The sequence below is a fragment of the Nostoc sp. DedVER02 genome (assembly GCF_034530675.2).
Taxonomy (GTDB): domain Bacteria; phylum Cyanobacteriota; class Cyanobacteriia; order Cyanobacteriales; family Nostocaceae; genus Nostoc.
Window position 1 is genome coordinate 217,325 of record NZ_JAVRCP020000002.1, and the last position, 19,335, is coordinate 236,659.

Below are 19,335 nucleotides of genomic sequence, written 5' to 3' on the forward strand. Positions count from 1 at the left end.
CTCAGAAGCAGATATACCTTCCCTTTATGTGACCAAGGTTATTATCTGCAAAATGCCAAATTGTTCCAAGATATTGCTAATATTGCAGATATAAATATCAGAATTAATGGTAAAATATTTAAACCAAATGATATAGCTATGGATGAATTGCCGGATATTGTGAAAAAACTTTTCCGTAGCAAGTACATGAATAACGGTGAGTTATTTATTTCTTTAGAATTAATCCAATAAAATGCGGTATATCCGATAATAAGTGGTTGCTTGACCAAATAATTCGTAATTTGTAATTAAAAGTTACAAGCCCCCACTGATTGTAACTACCAATTACGAATTATTTTGAAATCTATGTGCTTAAATTTGCCATAAAGTGTTTACAAACTGTTAGAGCTTCGCTCAACAATTCCCACTAATATCTTCATTAAAGCTTCTAAATCATCAGGTAATGAATAAATTTTTATATCTTCTATAATTTGTTGTGCTTTAACATCAAGCTTGCCAAATCGCCAGACATCACCAATGGTAACTGCTCCATATTGAAAAGACTGTTCTTCAATTTGGGATAAAGCAATTAATTCAGCAGCTAGTTGTGTAAATCCTCTGGTGATATCATCATTTTTTGCTTCCACAACTAAAAGATTCTGGTCTGCACGAAGAAGATAATCAAGATTTCCTTTAAGCCATTTAGTTACCGCCAATGGGTACTCAATTCTTAACTGACAATCACAATAGTATGTAGCAACTTCCAATAAAATTGGTGCGACCAAAGTTTCTCGACGTGCTGTTTCACTAGTTAAACTAACCCGTGGAAGCGTCCGTTCGATACGGTCTCTTAATTCTTCTAATCGGTCTAGAGGCTTTTGTGTTGTTGGTAGCGATAACCTTGACCGTACCAAAGCATAACCAAGCTCTGCTAAGATTTCTTCTGGCTCATAAGTCATTTCAAAATACGATCTGAAGGTATATTCACGATCTTCTTGAAGGATTTTAGGTTTTGCCATAATTCACTACAATCCCGCATTATTACTTCTTATTCTGATTGTGGCTTACCCACAATGAATTAACCAATTAACTGCTAATTGGATACAAATACATACAAATTACCACTCAGCTAAAGCGATCGCTATTCCTTGTTGCAAATCTGGTGTGAGTGCAGCATTATTGGCTAACTGCTGCAATTTTTGATGTGCAACTTCCCCATCCAAATTTTTGAGTGCAGCGATCGCGTGTAGTCTCACCGATGCATTAGAATCAGCTAGCAGCGAAATTAATGGTTCAATAGCTTGGATTTCGCCTAACTGTCCTAAAGATAAGGCGATCGCACTTTTGACACTAACAATTTCTGTGGCTGGATGCTGCGATGGCAATATTTGCAATAATATTTCTGCGGCTTGTGTAGTTTGGGGCTTTTGTACTCGCCCCAAAACTGTGACAATTTCTTGCCAAAGTGTCTCTGAAGTAATTTGATTAAATACTATTTGCAAATATTCCAAACTAGATAATGTCCCCATCCAACTTAAAGCGCGGATAGTTTCTAATTGCAACTTTGTCGGTGTTTGGGGTGAAATCAGCAAATCAAATAAATGTTTTACAGCGTTATCACTACCCATCCGAGAAAGGGAAACTGCGGCTGCACAACAAACATCAAGATTAAAGTCGTAAAGCTTGGGTTGCAACCTTGTCACCAAATCCAAGGTTTCGCGTAAGTCGGGGCGAAAACCTAAACCAAGCACTGCTGCACGCCTAACTGTAGCAGCGATATCATCCAAAGCATTTAACAAGATTGGCGGTACACGTTCGTCATGAAAACTGCTGAGGGCTTCAATTGCAGCAGTACGGATTGTTGCTTGTGGATCTTGCACTACACTCAACAGTGGTGTGATGGTTTCTGTTTGAGGGATGCAGGAAAGCGATCGCACTGCTAAAAGTCGTGTATCTTCATTTAATAAAAGTTCAGAGAGGGCAGCGATCGCAACAGTACCCATTTGTCCTAGTGCTGTAGCTGCGATCGCTTTAAGTTCTTCATCTTCATCGCTTTTCAACAATTCAACCAAGGGTGCGATCGCTTCTGGCTGCTGAAATTCGCCCAAAGTTCGCGCTGCGTACCAGCGTAATTCTTCTTCTGCATCTTCATCTTTTAAGATGTCAATGAGTGGTGGAATAGCAACATTTCCCAAGTGAGTTAACACCTTGGTGATTTCCCAACGTTGCTGAAAATCTCCCACCTCTAAAATTGAAAGTGCTAATGTCAGCAGATATTCTCGATTTTTAACTATCTCTGGATGTTTCGAGTCTGCCCCTAAAATTAATTGTTGTAAATATTGAATCAATGATGACCAATCAGCTGCATTGTATGCTGTCTGGGCTTGCACCAAAAGCTGGTTGATATTACTCACGATACCCTGAATTATATTGTTTAAGTTGGCTTGACTTGAACTGAATTACTCTCAATTTTGGCCGTGTAAGTTTTAAGCGCTTCTGTCGCTGGGCCTTTTAGCACTTTACCATCAACACCATATTCTGAACCATGACAGGGACAAGCGAATTTTTTGGCTTCGGCTTTCCATGCTACGGTGCAACCTGCGTGAGTACAGGTAGGGTTGACAGCTGTCAGACTGGCACTTTTAGATGTGCCCACTACCAACACAGGCCCAGCAGGTGAGTTTTTAGCCAGCAATTGACCAGTTTTATCTAAATCTGCCGAAGTCCCTACTGTTTGCCAATCGCCAGTCGCGGAAGTTGTTTGAGAAGAACAAGCTGCGATCGCTACAGGTAGAGAACTCGCTATCAAACCTAAACCTACCCAATTAATAAAATCACGACGTTTCATAAGTGCCACTCAATTTTGGATTTTAGATTTTGGATTTTGGATTAATCTATGGCAATCCAAAACCGCTTGGATCGTTTTAAACACTCTTCGTCAAGCGCTTTAAGTGGCTAATTAGCCAACCTTGATGCAAAAAATGCATATTACACATCCATTTTCAGCAATATTACCAAAAAATCGTAACAATTTATACGATTTTAACAGAAATTTCGTCTTAAGTTATGAGTATCGAAATTGTTACATGAACATTATCTAAACCTGCTTGACAGATTTCCAGGATGTATATGACTACAAGTTTCCCTTAACTAACCACGGGTTTTAAGTTTCATGTTGGAATGCTTTTGAGTAACAATAATCAGCCGTAATCGAATATTAAGTTTTTATTCCCGAAACCTCGTAGATACACCACTAATGGAACTACGGGTTGATTGATATTGGGCAATTAGCAGCAAAAATCTCACGAGAGTCAGACTCATGACAGACACAACAACTACGACTACCAGCCTCAATAAATTCGAGAAATTCAAGGCGCAAAAAGATGGACTCGCCATCAAGGATGAGATAGAGAAACTTGCCGCCTTGGGCTGGGAAGCAATGGACGAAACAGATCGCGATCATCGGCTCAAGTGGGTAGGCGTGTTTTTTCGCCCAGTTACCCCAGGCAAGTTTATGATGCGGTTACGGATGCCTAATGGTATTCTCACCAGCAGTCAGATGAGTGTTTTAGCCCAAGTGGTGCAGCGTTACGGTGATGATGGGTGCGCCGATATTACCACCAGACAGAATATTCAATTACGGGGGATCAGAATTGAAGATTTACCAGATATCTTTAATAGATTTCACGCAGTTGGTTTAACCAGTATCCAGTCAGGGATGGATAACATCCGCAATATCACAGGCGATCCAGTGGCGGGGTTGGATGCAGATGAGTTGTACGACACACGAGAGTTGATACAGCAAATTCAAGATATGCTCACCAACAAAGGTGAAGGAAACCCAGAGTTTAGCAACTTACCACGGAAATTTAATATTGCGATCGCAGGTGGAAGAGACAATTCAGTTCACGCCGAAATCAACGATTTAGCTTTTGTTCCAGCATTTAAGGAAGGGAATGGGGACTGGGTACTGGGTACTGGGCAAGACTTTTCCCAGCCCCCAATATTCGGCTTCAACATCCTCGTAGGTGGCTTTTTCTCAGCTAAACGTTGTGAAGCCGCGATTCCTCTAAATGCTTGGGTACTTCCAGAAGATGTGGTAAGTGTATGTAGAGCGGTTTTAGAAGTATTTCGTGACCACGGGCCGCGTGCTAATCGGCAAAAATCCCGCTTGATGTGGCTAATTGATGAATGGGGTTTAGAAAAGTTTCGAGCAGAAGTAGAAAGCCGTTTGGGTAAATCATTATTACCCGCAGCCGCAAAAGATGAGATCGACTGGGAAAAACGCGACCATGTTGGAGTATATAAACAGAAGCAAGCGGGATTAAATTACGTAGGTTTAAATATTCCCGTCGGGCGCTTGTATGCCGAAGATATGTTTGAAATTGCTCGTTTAGCTGAAGTTTACGGCAGTGGTGAGATTCGTTTCACAGTTGAGCAAAATATTGTTATCCCCAACATTTCTGATTCGCGGTTAGCAACATTTTTAACAGAACCGTTGCTAGAAAGATTTTCGGTTAATCCAGGTTTACTGGCGCGATCGCTAGTATCTTGCACAGGCGCACAATTTTGCAACTTTGCCCTCATCGAAACCAAAAACCGCGCCCTGGCAATGATTAAAGCTTTAGAAGAAGACTTAATCTTCATCAATCCAGTCCGAATTCACTGGACAGGTTGCCCCAACTCTTGCGGCCAGCCCCAAGTTGCAGACATCGGTTTGATGGGAACCAAAACTCGCAAAAATGGCAAAACCTTGGAAGGCGTTGATATATATATGGGCGGTAAAGTTGGCAAAGACGCTCATTTAGGAACTTGCGTTATCAAAGGCGTACCCTGCGAAGACTTGCAACCACTACTGCAAAATTTACTAATCGAAAACTTTGGGGCAAAACTCAAACAAGAAGCCTTACTAGTTAGTAACTGCTAGTACTTATCGGGGGTATTCAACATTGGGTAAAACTCATACTTCAAACTTTAAGGCTTAAGGTTCGACCTTAAAGACTTAACCTTCAAACTTAAAGACTTAAGCTTCGACCTTTAAGGCTCATCTTCTCGTACCTCTTCACCGTAGTTTATTCAATTAGAAAGATTGGAATGCTTAAAAACTTATTTTCATTTAGCGATCGCTACCGGATTTTACATCAAACTTGGTTTGCTTTCTTTCTCACCTTTGTTTGTTGGTTTAACTTTGCCCCCTTCGCTACAACCATTGGCAAAGAACTACATTTAGCACCTGAGCAAATCAAAACTTTGGGCATCTGTAACCTTGCCCTGACAATCCCTGCCCGATTAATCATTGGGATGCTTCTGGATCGTTTTGGCCCCAGAATCACCTACTCAATCTTGCTGATGTTTGCGGTTGTCCCTTGTTTAGCAACAGCCCTAGCCCAAGACTTTAATCAATTAGTTATCAGTCGTTTGCTGATGGGGATTGTTGGATCTGGGTTTGTTGTAGGTATCCGCATGGTGGCAGAATGGTTCCAGCCGAAGGAGATGGGAATTGCCCAGGGCATTTATGGCGGTTGGGGTAACTTTGGGGCTTTCGGTGCGGAGTTTGCCTTGCCGATACTTGCAGTTTCTACAAGCTTTTTCGCTGGTGGCGCTTCTAACTGGCGATTTGCGATCGCACTCACAGGTATCATAACTGCTATTTATGGCGTAATTTATTACAATACTGTCCAAGATACACCCACAGGCAAAGTCTACAAGAAACCTAAGAAAAATGGTTCTCTGGAAGTGACCAGCATCAAAAGCTTTTGGGCGCTGATTGTCTCGAATTTTGGTTTAATTTTCGCTTTGGGTTTATTAGCTTGGCGCTTGGAACAAAAGAACATTCACTTCCTAACCCTGAGCCAAATGTATTTGACTTGGTTGCTATTAGCAGGATTGTTTGCTTACCAAAGTTATAGAGCTTGGGAAGTAAACCGAGAACTTCTCATTGGCAAGAAAACTTACCCTGCATCTGAACGCTTTCAATTTGGACAAGTAGCTTTACTCGAATTCACTTACATAACGAGCTTTGGTAGCGAACTGGCAGCCGTTTCTATGCTCCCGGCGTTTTTTGAAAAAACCTTTGGTTTAGAGCATGTTATCGCTGGGATGATTGCCGCCACCTATCCTTTTTTAAATTTGGTTTCTCGTCCCAGTGGTGGCTTAATTTCTGATAAATTTGGTTCCCGAAAATGGACAATGACCATTATCAGCGTTGGTATCGGTGTTAGTTATTTAATGGCACATTTTATTAATGGTAACTGGCCGATTCCGGTAGCGATCGCAGTTACAATGTTTGCCGCTTACTTTGCCCAAGCCGGCTGCGGTGCAACCTACAGCATCGTACCCATGATTAAGAAAGAAGCCACCGGACAAATTGCTGGCAATGTGGGAGCTTACGGTAATTTTGGCGGCGTAGTTTACCTAACAATTTTTAGCTTAACCGACGCTCCAACGCTATTTAGCACAATGGGTATAGCTGCACTAATCTGTGCTTTTATGTGTGCCTTCTTCCTCAAAGAACCAAAAGGTTCCTTCGCTCCAGCCTACGAAGGTGAATCACCAGAAACTGCAAATCAAAACTCTATTTTCGTAACTGAAGAATAATCAACTAAAGGATGAAGTAGTAATAATCAGAATTTAAATTAGCGAACTCTACACTTCATCCTTCCATAGCAGTTTTTCTTCTCTCTGCGCTCTTGGCGTTCTTGGCGGTTCGATAATTATGAAAAACGAACCGCCAAGACGCAAAGAGCGCCAAGAAATAAGAGTTTCAAAGAGTTTTTGTGTAACAGATAAATTTCTCAAACTGCCGCTACATCTGAGGTTGCACAATCAAAATACCAAAATGGTACAACTGCCATGAGTGAATTTACCAAAACCCTCTGCCCTTACTGTGGTGTTGGCTGTGGACTAGAAGTTTCACCCCCAGCCCAACTAGGCAAAGCAACTAATCGAGATACTCAAGGAAATCCCACTTGGCGGGTGCGGGGTGACAAAGCCCATCCATCGAGTCAGGGAATGGTTTGTGTCAAAGGCGCAACGATCGCAGAATCTTTAGATAAAAATAGATTACATTACCCAATGGTGCGAGACTCTTTAGATCAAGAGTTTCGCCGCGTTAGTTGGGATGAAGCTTTTAATCTCATTACGCAACGTATTCAAACAGTCCGCTTTACCCAAGGGCCAGAAGCCTTATGTATGTATGGTTCCGGTCAGTTTCAAACTGAGGACTACTACATAGTCCAAAAGCTGATGAAAGGCTGTCTGGGTACTAATAATTTTGATGCCAACTCGCGTTTATGTATGTCTAGTGCCGTGGCTGGCTACATTCAAAGCTTTGGCGCAGATGGCCCGCCCTGTTGTTACGAAGACCTAGAGTTAACTGACTGTGCATTTTTAATTGGCACTAATACAGCCGAATGTCACCCCATCGTTTTTAACCGACTGGAGAAATACCACAAAAAGAACCGCAAGGTGAAAATGATTGTGGTAGACCCCCGTACCACGCCAACCGCAGAAGCCGCCGACTTGCATTTAGCCATTCGTCCCGGCACAGATATCGATTTGTTGAACGGCATCGCCCACTTATTGATGCGCTGGAACTACATCGATACCATGTTCATGGACGACTGCACCAGCAACTTTCCCGCTTATGCTGAAGTGATTCGCCATTATCCCCCGGAAGTCGTGGCTCGTCAATGTGGAATTAGCATTGAAGATTTAGAAACAGCAGCCCGTTATTGGGGTCAATCTAAGCGCGTACTTTCTTTGTGGTCGATGGGTGTAAATCAATCGTCAGAAGGGACAGCCAAGGTAAGAACTATCATTAATCTGCACCTGATGACTGGACAAATTGGTAAACCTGGGGCAGGCCCTTTTTCCCTCACTGGTCAGCCGAACGCAATGGGGGGAAGGGAAGCCGGAGGTTTAGCGCATTTATTACCTGGTTATCGGCTGGTGAAAAATCCCCAGCATCGTGCAGAAGTTGAGGAGTTTTGGGGACTCAAGCCAGGACAGATTTCACCTAATCCCGGTTTGACTGCTTGGGACATGATTACTGGCTTGGAAAATGATGCTGTCGGATTACTGTGGATTGCGGCGACTAATCCAGCTGTAAGTATGCCAGATTTGGAACGAACAAAAAAGGCATTGTTGCGATCGCCTTTCACTATTTACCAAGACGCATATTATCCCACAGAAACCTCCGCCTACGCTCATGTTCTCTTACCAGCAGCCCAGTGGGGTGAAAAAACCGGTGTGATGACAAACTCCGAACGGATGGTAACTCTGTGTCAAGCATTCCGCCAACCGCCAAGAGAAGCTAAAGCCGATTGGGAAATTTTCGCTGAAGTTGGACGGAGATTAGGTTTTGAGAAAGAATTTGCCTTTGCTAACTCTGCTGAAGTTTATGCTGAATTCGTCCAATTAACTCAAAATCGCCCCTGCGATATGACGGGTATCAGTCATCAACAATTGACAGAAGGCCCGACTCAATGGCCTTATCCAGCCAAGAAAGTAGAGTCACTATTTATCGATACTGAAACAGGAGTTTTAAGTTCTCAGCCAGAAGAAGAAACTTTTTTTGACAGAGAAGCCGAGAAAAAGCGTGATTACCATACACTCAGAAGGGGAAAACGCCTCTACACCGATTTACGCTTCCACACCCCTGATGGACGCGCTCGATTTGGGGCATATTACTCAAAGGGATTGGCAGAACCACCAGACCCCGATTATCCTTTTGTGCTAACTAATGGCCGACTTTACGGACATTGGCACACTCAGACACGCACCGGTCGCATTGACAAAATTCGCAAAATGCATCCCGAACCGTTTCTCGAAATTCATCCCCGTGATGCTGCGAAGTTAGGTATTTTAGATAATCAATGTGTGGAAGTGCGATCGCGTCGGGGTAAAGCTCAGTTTCCTGCTAAAGTGACAAAAGCGATCGCGCCTGGTACAGTTTTTGTCCCTATGCACTGGGGTTCACTGTGGGCAGATAATGCCGAAGCTAACGCCCTCACCCATCCAGAATCTTGCCCCGATTCGTTGCAACCAGAATTAAAAGCCTGTGCAGTGCAGTTGATCCCAATTTCTATAGAAGTTACAGCCAAAGATTATCAACTCCAGTCCTCACAATGGTAAGCTGCAAATTGTCCCTCTAAAAAGGTAATTAACAATCATTAATAGGTAATTTAGTCAATATTGAATAGTCAATAGTTATTATCATTTTTTATGACTCTCTAATTTTGACTGTTACGAATTACCATATTCAAAGAGGCAAAATATTTAGTAACAATAGATTTTACTAGCATTGATTTTATTTATGGATAAAAAATAAAAAACAGCTAGAAAACTTACCAATTATCAGCAAGTCATGTTTTTTAACAACTTTGGGTGTTTAATAAATAAGCTTTCTTAATTAGTAAGTTTTTTGTCAAACTTAGGATTTACAAAACTCAATTACGTTAGCGTAGCGGTAGCGAGTCCGCGAGCGTCATTACGAATTACCTTAATCCTCTAGATTTATGATCTATGGGATTTTATTTTATTTAGAAATAGGGTGCAGAAAATGAAAAAGTTAATGAGGCGAATTATAGGAGCTACTAAAGATGAGAGCTTTATGCACATCATCGAAAACGTAGAAGTGCTAGTTTCTAAAGTTCTTTCTATTTTTATGGTAGTTGTAATTTTGGTAGCGATCGGGGACTTAGCAGTTTTTATTTTTAAAGAGTTATTTACAGTCCCTTACGCTAAGTTTAACACAACCTTATATAAGATTTTTGGCATGTTTTTGAATATTTTAATTGCTTTAGAAATCTTAGAAAATATCACAGCTTATTTGCGAAGACACGTTTTTCAGGTTGAATTAGTTATTGTGACTTCTTTAATTGCTGTTGCCAGAAAAATTATTATTCTTGACTTAGAAAAAGTCCCCGGTATTGATATAATAGGTTTAGGAATTGCTATTCTTGCTCTCTCAATTAGTTATTTGATAATTCGTCTAAGTAATGACAGAAAATGATAGAGTATGATTCAGATGTTTTCCTGTAGAATGCTTAGAAATATATCGTTTAGTCTGAATCTACCCACTAATAATAGAGTATACTTGATAATTAAGAGCAGCCAAAACTGTATTCTGGACAAATTATTAATCTGCGATCGCTACTTAAGTAAGTGGGTCGAATTAAATATAAAACCTCACCCTGCCTCCGGCTTCCCTCTCCGATACTTTGGAGAGGGATTGAGGGTGAGGTTTGCTCTTATATTTAATTACGCCTACCTACTACCCACTTAGCTATTGTTTTTAACTTACTAAGTTGTGTAACTTAGTAAGTTAGAAAATTATCAATATTTAAAGAATCGTTACGTTAATTTTAAACAATCGAATTTTGAATACTTTACTATGACAGATTTTTTTCAATTTGAAGCAGATTTTGTTGATTCCTTGCGTTGTATCCCCATGAAGGTGCGTTGCAATTTAGATACTTGTGGCATCAAGCTAAAATTGTCTGATTGGAATCAAATGACTACAGATGAGCGTCAAGCTTTAGTCGAATTACCTTGCACTACAGAAACGGAAATTCAGTCTTACCGCGAACACATCCAACAATTAATTGTACAACGCACGGGTATACCAGCGACGAAATTACCCATAGAGCCACATCCTGCATGGCTAGATAGCACTGTACCACCTAGCATCCAGGAAAAAGCTCAAGAAATAGGTGTAACCCTGACACAGCAACATTGGGCAGCTTTAACGCCCCTACAGCGCTTTGCCTTAATTAAACTCAGCCGCCCAGGACATGAGAGCAAAAACTTTAACAGAGCGATCGCCGAATTTAATCTGCTTTAATTACATAACAAATCAAAACTTACGCACAACTTTAGCCGAAACCCTAATTTTCTTCTTAGACCAATTCATGAATTGCCTCTACAGCCTACAGTTTTGCCTAAGTTCTATAAATGTGTAGAATGCATTACATTTTATTAAGTTACAGCCTAAAAATGATACATTACCGCAGAGTTAGTGCTGTGATGTGTCAAAAATTTGTGCAGATGCTCATGCCTAATGCACCAAACTCTAAATTAATATTTATTTTATAAACAACTGATAAATATTGACTCTAGACTATTGACTATTAATTAATAGATGGAGGTAAAAATATGGCTGCCAAGAAACTTTTGATGCTTGTTGGGGACTATGTAGAAGACTATGAAGTAATGGTTCCTTTCCAGGCGTTGCAAATGGTGGGACACACTGTACATGCAGTTTGCCCAGATAAAAAAGCTGGCGACAAGGTGCGGACAGCAGTTCACGACTTTGAAGGAGATCAAACTTACAGCGAAAAACCCGGTCACAATTTTACCTTAAATGCTACCTTCGCAGAAGTAGAAACTGCAACCTATGATGCCTTAGTGATTCCCGGAGGACGGGCACCAGAATATATCCGCCTGAATCAGCAGGTGCTAGAAATCACCCGTCACTTCGCCCACACGAATAAACCTATTGCTGCCATCTGCCACGGCTTACAATTATTAGCAACTGCTGATGTACTCCAAGGGAAGAGATGTACTGGATACCCTGCTTGTAGCCCAGATGTCAAAAGTGCTGGAGGGTTTTATATCGATATCGCTGTTGATGAGGCAATAGTTGATGGTAATTTGGTGACAGCCCCAGCTTGGCCTGCTCACCCTCGTTGGCTGGCAGAATTCCTTATAGTACTTGGAACTAAGATTGAACACCCAGAACTGGCTACAGCTGTTTGAAGCAAGACACCGCAAATCTTTCTATAGTAGTTTTTTCTCTACTCCTACTTTAAATAGACTGTGGCAAAAACAACTGATAACAGACCAGCAGAAATTATATATTTTCTGAATGAAACTAAATGCAGTAAAAATTACTGTTTTTTAATAAATTGCCGTGGGTTAAATTTGCAGCTAGGATGTCAAAAGCAGACAAACCATACAGTCTGATTCATCCGCTTGACAAGCCCATTTAGGACAAACTCTCAGTACATGGAATACTTATTAACATTAGGTGAAACAATTTAAAATTTCCCATCTATAATTTTAAATTTCTTAGCAGGAAGTGAAGCTATAGTGGATTTAGCAATGCTGCTGTTAATGTGGCTAAGGTTAATCCTGCTGCCAACTTATATGAAGAAGAATTAGTTTAGAAACGCACACTAACTCGATGACAGGCAAAAACGCAAGACATAATGCATTTCTGCGGCTAGTGTCTGGTAATGGGACGGCTTCTGGATCTGAATCTCGCTATTCGCTGCCCCCCAGTAAAGAGATGGTAATTGGACGCGACCCTAGCTGCCAAATTGTCTTGGATGCCATGATGTACCGAATGGTATCTCGTCGTCATGCGGTGGTTCGTCCCCTCTCTTTATCCCCAGATAGCAAATTCAGCTGGGTGCTTTGTGATTTAAATAGTGCGAATGGCACTTATTTGAATGGACAACGCTTATATGAATGTCAGGAATTGCACCCAGGCGATCGCATTTCTCTAGGCGCTGATGGCCCACAATACGTTTTTGAGTACGAGTTTACTTACCAAACCCCGGCCACAACAGTTAACCAAATTACACCATTACCTTCGGCGACAAATTACCACAGCCACACGCAATTAAAGCAGCCAGATTCTGTTAGCTTTACCCAGCTTTTCCCCATTATTTCCACTGGTAAAGATTTAACTCGCAAAGCTTACCTCGTACCGGGAATACTGACTGTAATTTTTGTAGTGTTGATGTTTGCTACAGTCGGTCAGCCCCAAGCTAATCAAGTTATTGTTGCAACGTACATCGCTTTTGCTGCCTACTATTTTGTTTACCAACTTTGCGGTAAAGAGAAGCCTTGGTGGGTGCTAATGGCTTCAGCATTGGGTACAACGTTGATTTTACTCAGTCCCCTATTGGATGTATTTATTTTCGTGTTTCGTGGCATCCTTCCTGGAAACTTACCCTCACCCCAGGAATCTACCACTTTCACAGAGTTACTGGTACGAATGTTTTTTGGTGCTGGGTTAATGGAGGAGTTACTCAAGGCATTACCTGTATTAGGAGCCTTTGCCATCGGCAGAATGTTGTCTTCACCTTGGCGGGAAAAGATCGGTGTCTGGGAACCTCTAGATGGTATTCTTCTGGGAACGGCTTCTGCTGTAGGCTTCACTCTGTTGGAAACTCTTGGACAGTATGTGCCAGATATCACTCAAAATGTCACGCAACAGGTAGGTATAGGCGCTGCTGGTCAATTAGCGGGTTTACAACTGCTAATTCCGCGAATTTTAGGATCTGTAGCTGGACACATGGCTTATAGTGGCTACCTGGGCTATTTTATCGGGTTGGCTGTTCTCAAGCCTAGTAGAAGTTGGCAAATTCTTTCTATTGGTTATCTGAGTGCCTCTGCACTCCATGCTTTGTGGAATGCTACAGGATCTATTAATGCCTTGCTGTTAGTAGTTGTTGGGGTGTTATCTTACGCCTTTTTGATGGCAGCAATTCTCAAGGCACGGGCGCTATCACCAACGCGATCGCAAAATTTTGCTACCCGATTTCTGGGCCCAAAATAAAAGAAGAGGGATCGGCAAAAAAGAATTATTGATTATTGACCAATGCCTAATAACTTTTGAATATTTATCTCTTGGGATAGATGGTATAATTTGAAAAAAAAGCGTACCTTGAATTTATTCTGGGGTGACTATAACTAAAACAAATAAAAAAGATAGTTTTTCTTTTTTATTTGGTATCACCTGTTACTCATCTATCAACCATCTATCAGGTCTTCCCTACTTATAATTCTGACTGAGAGTGGTTGAGTTGAGTAAATGCATAAGAAGCGATCGCTAAACTAACCTTTGCTTTCTCGACTTCTGATAAAGCTGTCCACTCGCTATTGTTAAGATTACTGATTGCAGATGTCGGATTTTTTGATTCGCTACTCCGCATAGCGTAAGCATAAGGGCGAGCTAAGACTAAAAGATCCTCAGTTCCCCAAGTTGGTAGTACTGTCTGAACGCACTCAACTAATTGTTCACCCATTGATTGCTGGGCAGCAAAAATCTCAGCAGCTTTGGTGGCAATGGTGTTGAGTAATGTTTGGGGGACACAGGCAGCAAAAGTATTACGTAGCGTTTCTTGCAGATTCAGCACTAGTGTGTGTTGCGGATTATGATTAGAGCTTGACGAAAGGGAGATATTAGACCAAAGTGTGTCTAGATTGTCATAAAAATCTTGCGATCGCGTCGTCAGTTCTTCCTCAAGTAAATCTTGCATTCCGAACTGTTGTTCGAGTTCTTGAAAATAAGCTTCTGACTCTTCATCAGCTGGATTCCAGGGATAGGTAGAATCATCTGGTTCTAATAGTGCTTCTAATAACTCTAAATCTACTTGAGATGGTAAAGAAGAGGAAGTGTCTGAGCCGTTAATTTTATTAGCCATTTTTTATTGCCTCACAATTATTTGCTAGTATTGACAACTACAATTTCCTGGAAGAGATTTCCGCAAAAATAGTTAATTTTTTCTCAAGTAAAAATAGATTTTCTAAATTGACACTGAACATCAAAATCAAAATCTATTTATGCAATAGCTCCCCTAAGAGTCTTCAAGAGTAAACTCCCAGGTTTCACCTCTAGCACTTCCAAACTTTAACTGCATTCCTGATTTCAAGGGGACTTCCTCTCGGAGGATTTGTTGCCAACCATTAGGCCCTAAAAACCAGGTTGTCCCGTAGGTAGAAAAATCTTGCAAATAATAAGTTCGCACCAATGTAGCATCAGTCAGAGTATTACGGCAGAAGATTTCAGCGTGGCGTTTAGATACAGATGGTTCGGCTATGACAATATCATTATCTTTCGTGCGACCGATGCGGGTGACTCCATTACGCAATAACCAGGTTTTACCTTTTGGAGTGAGCGATCGCAACGAAGCAGTGGGAAACGGAGAACCTATATCAGGAATGGCAGTATCTGGTAGTTCAGTAATACCTTCATCTAGATTTTTAATGAGTTCACCATTAAAATCTGGATGCAGGTAGAGAACAGGTAAAGTCCAAGCAGGTTGATTAAATTTATACAGTGTTAATAACTCCTGCCTAGCCATTGCTACAGCTTCATCAATAGGTTTGTGCGATCGCAAAGCTTCGGTAAAGGCTTGAATAAAACTGTGGCTTTCACGATCGGCGATTTCATCGCGCATCCCCAAAACCGCAGGCACACCATGACGAATCAGTACTTCTGCTAAACTGCTGGCAGGTATAGCTTGATGATTGATAGCAGCTGGTTGCGCGCCCCAACAGGCATTGAAAAGTGCTAATTTTACACCTGTACGGGTCAAGACTTGCGCTAATTCTATGCCATTCAGAGGCATGTCTGGTTGCAAAAATAGTAACCCTCCGTCTGCTCCTGGCAAACCATGTCCAGCATAAAAGAAAACGTTGTATGCTTTGGTTTCTAATTCTTGAATCAATTCCTGCGGAGTTGGTTGTATGAGTTGATTTACTATACAAGGTGCATATCTTTGGGAATTACTACCCACAGGTGTATCTACAAGACTTCGCTGTAGAATTGCAGCTTCTTGTTCTAGTTGCAGTTTTTCATCATGACCTAGAACCAGCAGGATACTTAAAGCCTGATCGGTTCGCAAATACGGTAAAGGGTCAACTTCGCTGCTAGTACGACTAAATAGCAAATCTTGAGACAGAGACATCGCCGATTGACCAGGCTCACGCTGCATAATTTCCCAAGGGAGAGCGATCAGATCCGGGTCACGAATTTCTAATCGAAAGCGCAAACGTGTATGCTGACCCATCGCAATCCCACGACTGCGTTCTAGACTACCGAGAATTTGCCCGTCAAATACCCAGCGCCATAAATTCATTCCTAAGTATTGCATCAGACGACTGCTGTAGGGGCCAGTAGTCTGACCTGAAGGGGGTGAAATTAAATCTATGGGGAATGGGTTCGACTTTTGAGATGTTGAGTTTGGGGAAATATCTAAGCGACTGTGGCCAGCAAACATCTGCTGCCATTCATGCCAAACTTGATTGAGTTCAACAGGCCATACACAGTCACGCAAAACGTAGCCACTGGGATAGGGAGCCTTGACCACCCAAATGGCGAAGTTGTCAGTGCCAGTATTTAGGAGACGGGCGATCGCCAAATTCAGGGATGGCATGGATTCATAAAACTAAAAGCTAAAAACAAATAATTCCAAATAAAAATTTTTAAAGGTAGAAATTGTATCGAAACAGAATTCAGGAGTCAGGAGTCAGAATTCAGAATAAATTCTGACCGAAAAAGCGGATAGCATAGCGTAAAGCCTGCGGCATAGCAACTCTTAGAGACGCTACGCCTAGCTTGCTTCTTTGCAGGAGTACGCTTAGAGCGAGTCTGCGAAAGTCTTGATTCTGACTCCTGAATTCTGACTTCTGAATTCTTCTTCAAACTTTTTTTACCTTGCAACTTTTTTACTTTGGTTGTTACTTGTTATTATTTCAGGTCTTTACCAGTTTATCGAGTATTTGACTAAGTTGGATTACTAGGGGTTGATTGATTAGCTGGCGGTTGCGGCAAAGTATTACATGAGGGCGACTGGTTTGCTTCCAACACCTCAGAGTTTTGAATTTGAGAGAATTTAATCCATATTTTTTTATTTGCTTCCTGCAAAGGCTTATTAGTATTAGGATCTAGAGGGTTCTGGGGATTTACTGATGTAGTGGCTGATGGATTCAAGCAACGCTGCAAAAAATGTACTTCAAAGTCCCCAGAAGCAGGTTTGGGATTTGGTTTGGTTTCGATAACTTGTAAAAAAGCTCCAGGGGGAAGCGATTGGTTGTTTCCCAAGGATACTTGATTTTTGGTTTTAATTACCCAACCAGGAGAAAGATTATTAAGCGATCGCGTTCCTGGTGTTGCTTCGACGGTAGAGTTGGGAGTTGGTGTAGGATTGGGAAAAAATGGAATTAAGCCTGATGGCGATCGCAATTCCTTTATAAATAATCCTAAAGAGCCTGCTAGTACCACAAATATTAAAGGAACAATCCACTGTAGCGGTAATTGGACACGTTTAGCAGGCTCAGTATCTGGAATCACCTGAGTTTTGTGGTTTGGCCCACCTAAAACTGTTGCATCTGTCCCCTTGGATGCAAAATCAACAGTTTTGGCAGAATAACTCTCTGGGATGAAAGCTTTGATGGTAATTTCTGGTTCCCAGTATTGGACTTGATAATGGACTAAAGCGATGGTGACATTATCGTGTCCATTTTTAGTATTAGCGATTTCGATTAATCTATCTGCAACATTGGCAATATTTGCTTCCCCAAGTAAAATCGGTAAAATTTCTGTCTCCCAGTATTCCTCTACCCGATCAAAATCGCTCAAACCATCGGATGTGAGCAGAAAAATCGCATCTTCGTCAAGCATAAACCGTGTTGATGTGGGGTGTAATGAAGTGCTAGGCCCCATACCTAAAGCTTGAACGAGAGAACCAGCAGAACTTTGTTGTACAGCATCGCGGTAAATGGCATAGCCTAGCCGCACCTCACGGGAAGCGACATCATCATCAAGGGTAACTTGATAACAGCCGTTGCGGGTAATCCAGTAAGCACGACTATCACCTACGTGGGTAATGTACATTTCGTGGGCAACAGGCAATGCCATGACTAAAGTCGTGCCCATGCGCTGCCGCCCTTGGCGGTTTTCACTATCATTGCGCTGACTGATTTTGTCATTGGCCATTGCCACTGCCTTATCGAGGTCATTAAGCAGTAGTGAAGGTTCTATGTGGTCGTAGGGAACTTTTGTTAGTTGCTGTACTTGCTGCTGGATGGTTTCAATGGCTAAATTTGAGGCAACATTGCCACCTTCGTGACCACCGATGCCATCACAGACAATTGCTAAAGCTGTTGGCTGGGGTGGTTTGCTCACCATCGTTCCACTGGGAGGGCTACAAGCGTCTTCGTTGCGTTGCCGACTTGGCCCGGTATCAGTTTTGGTGATAATTTTGATCGTAGGAGTTTGCGATCGCCCTAACTGTGCCAGTCCCCCATCTAAAACTCCAATTAATTGATCGGTTGAATTAATTTCTCCCTGAATCAAAGAAAGGCTAACGTGATTCACAAATTCAGTTATGGCTGGTTTGGCTTCATGTACTAACTGCTGCCAAAATTCACCTAATTGTGGCAATTCTGGTGAGATTTCGCCCTCGAAACGCAAATCCAACAAACGGACTAACGATCCTTCTACCCGTAATACATAAGAGTCAAGCAAGCTAGAAGCGACACCTTCACTTGCAAGAGGTTGCCACAGATGAGCTATTTGCCATAACCAATTGAGTTGGCGCATTGATGTTGCATCACGCCAAGCGGTAGTTAACTCGCTGCCCAAATACACTTGTTGGATTGTGTCATCTACGAATAGTGGCGGTTTTAAGAGTGGTGGTTTTTCTAAGAGTAATATTTCTTTTTCATGGGAAGGCCCGTCAGCTATAAAAATTACTCCATATACCTGTGGTACATGTAAGCGGTAGGGAATGAGTCTTAGATAAGCTCTTAGAGGCTGTAAGTTCTCTAACTCAGGCGTTAGCGCTAAAAAACCAGGCTTTGTATCTAAAAGAACAAATTTATCAAGGACTAAATAGCGATCGGCTAATATTTCTCCAGGGCTACCCACACTTGGGCCATCTACCACAGCCCAGAGGTAATTTTTGGGTAAGGGCGTGGAACATCGCTGGCAAAACTTGTGAGTCAGGGGGTTGGGAGCCTGACAATTTTCGTTTGGACAGTAGAGCGTTGCCGCGTCATTTTCCATAGTTTTCGCACCGATCAGCGATTGGCAATTTCTTTAACAGCATTAGTGGGGACAATCTAGACCGCTCATATTTCTTAAACTTGACATATCCAGACTTTAGATGATGATTTTAGCTGGCGGATATCAGCAGGTGCTAATACTTAAACTTATCAAACAGAATTCAGGAGTCAGGAGTCAGAATTCAGCAATGAATTCTTTCCGAGTGGCGGATGAATAACTGGGTTTAAGACCCCCACCAAATTTTAAATTTGGTGGTCTTCAATCAGTAGCGGGTCTGAATCCCCGATTGATTGATTCTGACTCCTGAATTCTGACTTCTGAATTCTTCTTCAACCAAAAATTCTGCTCCCCAGTCAACCCTACAGCCTCATCATAGCTTCTATTGCTCTGTGACTATCCATCGCCAAAGCAACTAGCTCCAACCCTGTTACCAAAGCATAACCCAAGCATAACTGCGCCCCAAGCTTTTGCTGAATTATCGCATCATTAACAGGCAGATCGTGTTGGCATTTATTTAGTTTATAAGTAAGATAGCAACAATTAACTTTAAT

At 41.8% G+C, this 19,335-nt stretch carries 14 protein-coding genes; 8 read left to right on the plus strand and 6 right to left on the minus strand.

Going from position 1 to position 19,335, the window contains the following annotated elements; genetic code table 11:
* Positions 1-60: 60 nt before the first annotated feature.
* The gene (locus tag RMZ41_RS04865) at positions 61-231 is read left to right on the plus strand and encodes a hypothetical protein (RefSeq protein WP_322640486.1); all 171 of its coding nucleotides are present in this window, start codon (positions 61-63) and stop codon (positions 229-231) included.
* 140 nt (positions 232-371) lie between these two features.
* Here the strand turns inward: RMZ41_RS04865 and RMZ41_RS04870 are convergent, their stop codons facing one another.
* The 3 genes from RMZ41_RS04870 to RMZ41_RS04880 all read right to left on the minus strand — a co-directional run bounded on the left by RMZ41_RS04870 (position 372) and on the right by RMZ41_RS04880 (position 2,827).
* Positions 372-998 (minus strand): hypothetical protein, encoded by a 627-nt coding sequence (locus RMZ41_RS04870; protein WP_322640487.1) that lies wholly within the window; start codon positions 996-998, stop codon positions 372-374.
* A gap of 99 nt (positions 999-1,097) precedes the next feature.
* A complete protein-coding gene (locus RMZ41_RS04875; protein WP_322640646.1) occupies positions 1,098-2,396 on the minus strand; it encodes a HEAT repeat domain-containing protein in 1,299 nt (432 codons plus the stop codon).
* 17 nt (positions 2,397-2,413) lie between these two features.
* Positions 2,414-2,827, minus strand: a complete 414-nt coding sequence (locus RMZ41_RS04880; RefSeq protein WP_322640488.1) for a ubiquinol-cytochrome c reductase iron-sulfur subunit — start codon at positions 2,825-2,827, stop codon at positions 2,414-2,416.
* Between the two features lie 471 nt (positions 2,828-3,298).
* On the opposite strand from RMZ41_RS04880, the gene RMZ41_RS04885 reads away from it, so the two are divergent.
* From RMZ41_RS04885 to RMZ41_RS04915, 7 genes are all read left to right on the plus strand, one after another.
* Complete coding sequence (locus RMZ41_RS04885; RefSeq protein ID WP_322640489.1) at positions 3,299-4,906, plus strand: ferredoxin--nitrite reductase; 1,608 nt, start codon at positions 3,299-3,301, stop codon at positions 4,904-4,906.
* Between the two features lie 167 nt (positions 4,907-5,073).
* Complete coding sequence (locus RMZ41_RS04890; RefSeq protein ID WP_322640490.1) at positions 5,074-6,576, plus strand: NarK family nitrate/nitrite MFS transporter; 1,503 nt, start codon at positions 5,074-5,076, stop codon at positions 6,574-6,576.
* Positions 6,577-6,831: 255 nt separating this feature from the next.
* Positions 6,832-9,114: a nitrate reductase gene (locus RMZ41_RS04895; RefSeq protein ID WP_322640491.1), complete on the plus strand. Its 2,283-nt coding sequence runs from the start codon at positions 6,832-6,834 to the stop codon at positions 9,112-9,114.
* Positions 9,115-9,541: 427 nt separating this feature from the next.
* Positions 9,542-9,994 carry a phosphate-starvation-inducible PsiE family protein gene (locus RMZ41_RS04900; RefSeq protein ID WP_322640492.1) on the plus strand — a complete coding sequence of 151 codons (453 nt, stop codon included), beginning with the start codon at positions 9,542-9,544 and terminating at the stop codon, positions 9,992-9,994.
* A 381-nt stretch (positions 9,995-10,375) separates the two neighbouring features.
* Entirely contained in the window at positions 10,376-10,825 is a 450-nt protein-coding gene (locus RMZ41_RS04905) for a nitrate reductase associated protein (protein ID WP_322640493.1), read from the plus strand.
* Positions 10,826-11,136: 311 nt separating this feature from the next.
* Positions 11,137-11,739, plus strand: a complete 603-nt coding sequence (locus RMZ41_RS04910; RefSeq protein WP_322640494.1) for a DJ-1/PfpI family protein — start codon at positions 11,137-11,139, stop codon at positions 11,737-11,739.
* A 427-nt stretch (positions 11,740-12,166) separates the two neighbouring features.
* Positions 12,167-13,549, plus strand: a complete 1,383-nt coding sequence (locus RMZ41_RS04915) for a PrsW family glutamic-type intramembrane protease (RefSeq protein ID WP_322640495.1) — start codon at positions 12,167-12,169, stop codon at positions 13,547-13,549.
* A 220-nt stretch (positions 13,550-13,769) separates the two neighbouring features.
* Here the strand turns inward: RMZ41_RS04915 and RMZ41_RS04920 are convergent, their stop codons facing one another.
* From RMZ41_RS04920 to RMZ41_RS04930, 3 genes are all read right to left on the minus strand, one after another.
* Positions 13,770-14,417, minus strand: coding sequence for a hypothetical protein (locus tag RMZ41_RS04920; RefSeq protein ID WP_322640496.1), 648 nt, complete (start codon positions 14,415-14,417; stop codon positions 13,770-13,772).
* A gap of 153 nt (positions 14,418-14,570) precedes the next feature.
* The gene (locus RMZ41_RS04925) at positions 14,571-16,151 is read right to left on the minus strand and encodes a CHAT domain-containing protein (RefSeq protein ID WP_322640497.1); all 1,581 of its coding nucleotides are present in this window, start codon (positions 16,149-16,151) and stop codon (positions 14,571-14,573) included.
* Between the two features lie 350 nt (positions 16,152-16,501).
* Positions 16,502-18,784, minus strand: coding sequence for a protein phosphatase 2C domain-containing protein (locus RMZ41_RS04930; protein ID WP_322640498.1), 2,283 nt, complete (start codon positions 18,782-18,784; stop codon positions 16,502-16,504).
* Between the last annotated feature and the right edge of the window lie 551 nt (positions 18,785-19,335).